Origin of the sequence: uncultured Arthrobacter sp. (assembly GCF_902805515.1) — a bacterium.
Lineage (GTDB): Bacteria > Actinomycetota > Actinomycetes > Actinomycetales > Micrococcaceae > Arthrobacter_D.
This window is the reverse complement of the sequence record NZ_CADCTE010000159.1, coordinates 1-6,422: the sequence shown is the minus strand read 5'-3', so window position 1 is coordinate 6,422 and position 6,422 is coordinate 1. Positions and strand designations below refer to the sequence as shown.

Here is a 6,422-nt window from a genome sequence, read left to right as displayed (position 1 = left end):
GCGAGAGAGGAGAAAAGCCCTTCATCCCGACGTTTCCGCAGGCCAAAGGGCCTTCGTAGTGGAGCTTAGGGGAATCGAACCCCTGACCTTTTCATTGCGAACGAAACGCTCTACCAACTGAGCTAAAGCCCCTGACCCCCTCACTCTAGCGAATAGTTCCCGCTTTGCTCAAAGCCGGCCGGAAAGCGCATGCGGCGCCCCCTCTGGGCTCCAACGTCCGGTGTCGGTGGGAGGGTGCTCCGGGAGGCGGAGGTGGTGGCCGCCGCCTAATTTCTACACGCTGTAGAAATTGGCTAGAGTGAAACCAGTCCCCGCGCCAGCCGACGCCTCCGCGCGGCTGCCGCCCGGCCCCAAGGACCCTGCGGTCCGTCGTTCGCATCGAAGGAAAAAACCCCAATGTTGTCGGATCAGTCCCGCCCCGTGATCGCTGCCACGCTCCCAGTGGTCGGCGAAAACCTCGGCGAGATCATCCGGCGGTTCTACACCCACCTGTTCGAGGCCCACCCTGAGCTGCTCGACGGCGTCTTCAACCGGGGAAACCAGGCCGGCGGCCGCCAGCAGAAGGCCCTTGCGGGCTCGATTGCAGCCTTCGCCGGACATCTGCTGAACAAGGCGGACGAGCTGCCCGACCAGCTGCTGGCGCGCATCTCACACAAGCACGCCTCCCCGGGAATCCGCCCGGAGCAGTACGGCGTCGTGCACGAGCACTTGATGTGGGCCGTCGTCGATGTCCTGGGCGAAGCGGTGACCCCGGAGGTGGCGGCGGCCTGGGATGAGGTCTACTGGCTCATGGCCAACGTCCTGATCAACCAGGAACGCGATCTCTACCGGACCGCCGGTCTTGCCGCCGGGGAGGTCTGGCGCGAGTGGACGATCACCCGCAAGACGGCCGAGACCGAAGGGGCGGTCACGCTGGTGCTTGAACCGTCCGACGGCGGCACAGCCGCGGCTTCACTGCCGGGCCAGTATGTTTCGGTACGGATCCCCAGGCAGGACGGACTCCTCCAGCCTAGCCAGTACAGCCTGTCCCGGGCCGACGACGGAAGCTTCAGGCAGATCACCGTCAAGCGCGAACGCCCCGCAGCGGGCCCCCAGGGTGAGGTGTCCGCCGCCCTCCATGACCGCTTCACCGTCGGCGACCGCGTGCAGGTCTCCGCTCCGTTCGGGGAGGTGGTGCTGCAGCCCTCCGACCGACCGCTCGTCCTCGCCAGCGCCGGCGTCGGCGTCACCCCGCACGCCGGCATGCTGTCCCACCTGGCCCGGACCGGGAGCCAGCGCAGCGTCACCTTCCTCCACGTCGACCGCAACCCGGGCCCCGCAATTCTCCAGCGCCAGCTCAAGGAGGACCTGGCCGGCCTTGCCTCCGCACGGTTCGTAGCATGGGACTCGACCAGCGGCGCCTTTCGGGGCGGAAGCCATGACCGCCGGCCGGGGCGCATGAACCTCGATCCGGTCGCCCTTCCGGCAGGGGCCGAATACTTCCTCTGCGGCCCCCTGTCCTTCATGCAGGGCATCCGCACCTCGCTCCTGCGGCGCGGGGTCTCACCGCGGGACATCCACTACGAGGTCTTCGGCCCCGACCTTTGGATCGCCGACGACGTAGCCCAGGCGGCCTAGCCGCCCGGAGCCGCGGGGCAGGGCGCCGGTCCACGCCGCCCACCGCCCCGGATAACGGACCGACAGGACGGGCCCGCCGCTGGCGGCGGGCCCGGAAACCGCCGCGGGTTTCGTCGGCGCACAGGAGTAACCTGTGAACCATGCCCCGCGACGAATCGGTAACCGCCCAGCCGACTGCCGAGGGCGGGGATATCCGGCCCTGGCCCGCCCTGTGGTCCCTGGTGATCGGGTTTTTCATGATCCTCGTCGACTCGACGATCGTCTCGGTGGCGACCCCGGCCATCATGGACGGCCTCGGCGCCACCCTGGACGAGGTCATCTGGGTCACCAGCGCCTATCTGCTGGCGTTCGCCGTGCCGCTGCTCATCACCGGAAGGCTCGGCGACCGCTTCGGCCCGCGCCGGATCTACCTCGTGGGGCTTGTGGTCTTCACCCTTTCCAGCGCCTGGTGCGGGCTCGCCGATTCGGTCGGAACCCTCATCCTCGCCCGCGTTTTCCAGGGCCTCGGGGCTGCCTTCATGACCCCCCAGACAATGTCCGTCATCACCCGCATCTTCCCGCCAGAACGGCGCGGCACCGCCATGGGACTGTGGGGATCGGTGGCCGGCGTGGCCACCCTCGTCGGTCCGGTCCTCGGCGGCATCCTGGTGGACAGCCTGGGCTGGGAATGGATCTTCTTCATCAACCTCCCGGTGGGAGTGATCGGATTCATCCTTGCCTACCGGCTCGTGCCCAAACTGAAAACCAACAGCCACCGCTTCGACCTCCTCGGCGTGCTGCTCAGTGCGGCGGGGATGTTCTGCCTCGTCTTCGGCATCCAGGAGGGGGAATTGTACGACTGGGGCACCATCGCGGGGCCGGTGACCGTATGGTCCCTGATCATTGCCGGGCTGGTCCTCCTGACGGCCTTCGTGCTCTGGCAGCGCCTCAACCGGGCGGAACCGCTGCTTCCGCTGCGGCTGTTCCGGGACCGCAATTTCTCCCTCGCGAACACCTCGATCACCGCCATGGGCTTCTCGATCACCACCATGGCGCTCCCGCTGATGCTCTACGCCCAGAACGTGCGGGGGCTCAGCCCGACGCAGGCGGCTCTTCTGCTCACGCCGATGGCCGTGGTCTCCGGCGTCCTGGCTCCATTCGTGGGCCGGTTCGTCCAGCGCAACAACCCGAAGCTCATGGCGGTGCTCGGCTTCGCCGGGATGTCGGCCGCGCTGTTCTGGCTGGGCGCAATCCTCACCCCGGATGTCCCACTGTGGCTGATCCTGCTTCCGGTCTCGCTTCTCGGATTCTCAAGCGCCGGCATCTGGGCCCCGGTTTCCCTCACCGCCACCCGCAACCTTGACCCTTCGCTGGCCGGGGCCGGCTCCGGCGTGTACAACACCACGCGGCAGGTCGGAGCGGTTCTGGGCAGTTCCGCCATCGCGGCGATGATGCAGGCCCGGCTCAGCGCCAACCTCGGCGGCGGATCCGCGGACGCCGGGTCGACCCTGCCCGAGGCGGCCCAGGCCGGCTACGCGCTCTCCATGGGGCAGGCCCTTTACCTGCCGGCCACGGTCATCCTCATCGGCCTGGCGGCGGCGCTGTTCTATGCGCGGCCCCAGCAGGGCACCGTCTGGACCGGCGAAGCCCCGCAGGCCGCCCGGCGTCCCGCCCAACCCGTGGACTCCTAGTGGTTGCCTGAATCAACCACGGCTAGGCTCGTGCCATGGCTGATGACCCGACAGGAACCCCGACTCCCGCCGACCCGCCCACCGAATCGAAGGACGTCAGCGACGACTTCGTCTCGCGCGGCCATACCTCGCCGTCGGGCCTGAAGTACACGACGACCACCGGGCGGCTCGTGCTGCGCCGGGAAGAAACCAAGGACGGGCGGGCCGACGGCTTCCGGCCCAAGGCCGAAATCTTCCTCGCCGCCTACACCAAGGACGACGGGGAGCCCGGACGCCCGGTGACCTTCGCGTTCAACGGCGGACCCGGGTCCTCCTCGGTGTGGCTCCACCTGGGCCTGCTCGGACCCCGGCTGGTGGACGCCGGCGACGTCGGAGCGATGACCCCCGCCCCCTTCGGGCTTGTCGACAACCCAGATTCCCTGCTCGAAACCAGCGACCTCGTGATGATCGACCCGGTCAACACCGGCTTCTCGCGCGTCGTGGACGGGGAAAAGACCGACGAATTCCACGCCTTCATCGAGGACCGGGACCTTGTCGCCGAGGTGATCCGCCTCTGGACAACCCGCAACAACCGCTGGCTGTCCCCCAAGTACCTTGTCGGAGAGTCCTACGGCACGCTGCGTGCGGTCGCCGTCGCCGGCCGCCTCTTCGACGCCTACGGGATGGCGGTGAACGGACTTGGGCTGATCTCCACAGTGCTCAATATGTCGACCCTGCGCTTCTTCCCGGGCAGCGACCTGCCCTACGCCCTCCACCTTCCCACCTACGCCGCCATCGCCCACTTCCACGGCCGCCACGGCGAACGGGACCTGGCCGAAGTGGTGCGGGAGGCCGAGCAGTTCGCCGCCGCGGACTTCGGCTATGCCCTCACCCAGGGAAACCGGCTGACCTCGGCCGAGTACGACGACGTCGTCGCCCGCCTGAGCACCATCACCACCCTCGACGAAGGATTCATCCGCCGCACCAACCTGCGCTGGGACTACTCCGAGTTCGCCGCCGAACTGCTGCGCGGCGAGGGCCTGGCCGTCGGCCGGATCGATGGCAGGTTCACCGCCCCTCCCGAGAACCTCCAGAGCTCGGATTCCTGGGACGACCCGAGCATGCGGGCGATCACCGGACCCTTCGCCGCCGCCATGAACCACTACGTGCGCGCCGAACTGGGCTACGAGAACGACCTCCCGTACGAGATCCTCACCGCCAGGGTGCAGCCCTGGAGCTACCGCACCTTCGAAGGGGCGCCCGTCGATGTCTCCAACGTGCTCGAACGCCTCCTCATCCACAATCCCTCCCTCCGCGTGCACGTCGACTACGGCTACCACGACGGCGCCACTCCGCACTTCGCCGCCGAATACGTCTGGGCGCATATGTCCCTCTCCGACCAGGCGAAGGCCCGCTTCTCGCACCACTTCCACGAAGCCGGCCACATGATGTACCTGAACCCGGAGGTGCGCCGAACGCAGCTGGCGGCACTTCGGGATTTCGTCACGAACGGTCCCTCGACGGACAATTAGTCAGTAGGATTAGTATTGATGCCGATTCCGGCACCGGACGAAAGGACAAACCGTCATGCTCAAGCGAATCCTCTGGGCGCTGGCCCCCATCGTTGTCTCCAAGGTGATGCAGAAGCGCGGCGGCGCGCAGACCCGCCGCCCCGGCTCGATCAACCGGGCCGACAAGACCCGCTACGGGAAGAACTTCGGCAGGTAGCCCACGGCTCCCGGCCGCCCCTGGCAGCGAACGCACCCGAAAACGACAAACGCACCCGATAATTCGGGTGCGTTTGTCGTTATCGGGCCCCCTGGGCGTTTTCGGGTGCGATGGGCGCAGGCCTCAGGCGAAGTGCACCCAGACGCCAAGGATCCAGGTGGTGCCGGCGGCGAACGCGAAGCCGAGTTCGGCCAGGATGCCCAGCCCGGTGGCCTTCAGGGCCTGAAGGCTCGAGGACAGGGCGGACCGGGCGTTGCGCTGCCGCTGGTATTCGCTGGCAAACAGTCCCAGGGCGAAGCCCAGGAACAGCCCCACCACGGGGACGGCGAACATCCCCACTACGCCGATGATCAGCCCGATCGTCACCGAGCGGCCCGGAATTCGCTGGCGCTTCAGGGTCCTTCCGGTCAGGACCAGCCCCGACAGCAGGCCGGCCACGGCAAACAGGGACCCTAGGGCGAAGACCACCCATCCCACGGCGCTTTCGACGGCGAAGGCCCACAGCAGCAGCGATCCAACGATCAGCACGCTGCCGGGCAGCACCGGAACCACAACACCCGCAGTGCCCACCGCAATGAGCAGTCCGCTCACCACCGTCATCAATACCTGGAAGTCCATGCGCCCAGTCTCCCACCCGGGACCGGCGCGCCCCGGCACGTAGAGTTCCACAGCGCGGCCTGCAATACTAAGGTGACTGAGTAAAAATTTGGTCTTGCAAACAGGAGGACGCATGAGTACGCCAGGAACAGGGGACACCGACGGAGCTCTGCGGCGCCCCCGCGGCACAGACCAAGGGCAGGAAACGCACGCCCGCGGGAACGAGACGCAGCACTCCACCGGCGCGAGCAGCGCCGGCGAAGCGCCATCAGACGACACGGCGACACGCGAGCACACGGCCGCAAATCGGGCCGGTGACGACGGGGCCGACGACACCGCCACGCGCGAGCACACGGCCGCGAACCGGGTCGGCGACACCGGAGCCGATGACACCGCCACCCGCGCGCACACCCGCGCCGTCCCCGTGAGCGCAACCAGGGACTCCGGGTCCCACACCCTGGATCCGGATGAGCACCGCAACCGCAACGACCGCCACACCGTCGCCGACGACGCCATCCCGGCCGCCGCCGACCGCCGCGCGCTGCACCAGCGCGAGAAGGAAGAGTTCGGCGGCATGAAGTTCGGCTCCGCCTTCTTCGGCTGGCTGACGGCCACCGGCATGGCGGTGCTGCTGACCGCCCTGCTCGCGGCGGCCGGCGCCGTTTTCAGCCTCTCGACGAACACCAACCTCAATGAAGCCGCCGACCAGGCATCCCAGGACGCCCAGACGGTCGGGGTCACCTCCGCCATCGTGCTGCTGGTGCTGCTGCTGGTCTCCTACTTCGCCGGCGGATACGTCGCAGGGCGGATGGCTCGATTCGACGGCGCCAA

Annotated in this window: 5 protein-coding genes, 1 tRNA gene and 1 pseudogene; 5 read left to right on the top strand and 2 right to left on the bottom strand. The window is 68.0% G+C overall.

Annotated elements, in window-relative coordinates; all coding sequences use genetic code 11:
* Positions 1–59: 59 nt before the first annotated feature.
* Positions 60–132 (bottom strand) — tRNA-Ala (locus QZX79_RS14895).
* A gap of 264 nt (positions 133–396) precedes the next feature.
* On the opposite strand from QZX79_RS14895, the gene QZX79_RS14890 reads away from it, so the two are divergent.
* The 4 genes from QZX79_RS14890 (at position 397) to QZX79_RS14875 (ending at position 4,994) form a co-directional block, all read left to right on the top strand.
* Positions 397–1,617, top strand: coding sequence for a globin domain-containing protein (locus QZX79_RS14890; protein WP_294569397.1), 1,221 nt, complete (start codon positions 397–399; stop codon positions 1,615–1,617).
* Between the two features lie 140 nt (positions 1,618–1,757).
* Positions 1,758–3,287 carry a DHA2 family efflux MFS transporter permease subunit gene (locus QZX79_RS14885; protein ID WP_294569395.1) on the top strand — a complete coding sequence of 510 codons (1,530 nt, stop codon included), beginning with the start codon at positions 1,758–1,760 and terminating at the stop codon, positions 3,285–3,287.
* Positions 3,288–3,322: 35 nt separating this feature from the next.
* A complete protein-coding gene (locus tag QZX79_RS14880; protein WP_294569394.1) occupies positions 3,323–4,798 on the top strand; it encodes a S10 family peptidase in 1,476 nt (491 codons plus the stop codon).
* 55 nt (positions 4,799–4,853) lie between these two features.
* Positions 4,854–4,994, top strand: coding sequence for a hypothetical protein (locus QZX79_RS14875; RefSeq protein WP_198811235.1), 141 nt, complete (start codon positions 4,854–4,856; stop codon positions 4,992–4,994).
* Between the two features lie 123 nt (positions 4,995–5,117).
* Here QZX79_RS14875 and QZX79_RS14870 read toward each other — a convergent pair whose 3' ends face one another.
* On the bottom strand, positions 5,118–5,612 hold the full coding sequence (locus QZX79_RS14870) for a DUF456 domain-containing protein (protein ID WP_294569388.1): 495 nt from the start codon (positions 5,610–5,612) through the stop codon (positions 5,118–5,120).
* 112 nt (positions 5,613–5,724) lie between these two features.
* Here QZX79_RS14870 and QZX79_RS14865 point away from each other — a divergent pair.
* A pseudogene (locus QZX79_RS14865) lies at positions 5,725–6,422 on the top strand (hypothetical protein); the annotation flags it as partial.

Coding starts and splice junctions, on each gene's coding strand:
- QZX79_RS14875 (WP_198811235.1), top strand. CDS start 4,854: ATGCTCAAGCGAATCCTCTGGGCGCTGGCCCCCATCGTTGTCTCCAAG.
- QZX79_RS14880 (WP_294569394.1), top strand. CDS start 3,323: ATGGCTGATGACCCGACAGGAACCCCGACTCCCGCCGACCCGCCCACC.
- QZX79_RS14870 (WP_294569388.1), bottom strand. CDS start 5,612: ATGGACTTCCAGGTATTGATGACGGTGGTGAGCGGACTGCTCATTGCG.
- QZX79_RS14885 (WP_294569395.1), top strand. CDS start 1,758: ATGCCCCGCGACGAATCGGTAACCGCCCAGCCGACTGCCGAGGGCGGG.
- QZX79_RS14890 (WP_294569397.1), top strand. CDS start 397: ATGTTGTCGGATCAGTCCCGCCCCGTGATCGCTGCCACGCTCCCAGTG.